Here is a 305-nt window from a genome sequence, read left to right on the forward strand (position 1 = left end):
GGCTACGACGACATGCTGCTGGCCCGCCTCAGCACCCCGACCCTGACCACGATCCGCCAGGACACCTATGAAGCCGGGCGGCTGATGGTCGCCAGCCTGCTTGATCCCAAGCTGTTCAAGGGCCGAGGCGTCCTGCCGACCGAACTGATCGTCCGCGAATCCTGCGGATCCTGAACGCCGCCTTTTGGCTTCAGGGCGCCCCCCCCTGCCTAAATGGAAAGCCGCGACTATAGGCTAGGGCTGGATCGTCGGAGGCGAATAGGCCGCAAAATCATCGACGACATGCGAAAACTTGGCGATGGCGG

General features: G+C 63.3%; 1 protein-coding gene. It reads left to right on the plus strand.

The features are described from left to right. Positions 1–12 precede the first annotated feature (12 nt). On the plus strand, positions 13–174 hold the full coding sequence (locus ACM5QX_RS29580; RefSeq protein ID WP_414756762.1) for a substrate-binding domain-containing protein: 162 nt from the start codon (positions 13–15) through the stop codon (positions 172–174). Positions 175–305 lie beyond the last annotated feature (131 nt).

Source organism: Anabaena sp. CCY 9910 (assembly GCF_963920875.1).
GTDB lineage: Bacteria > Cyanobacteriota > Cyanobacteriia > Cyanobacteriales > Nostocaceae > Trichormus > Trichormus variabilis.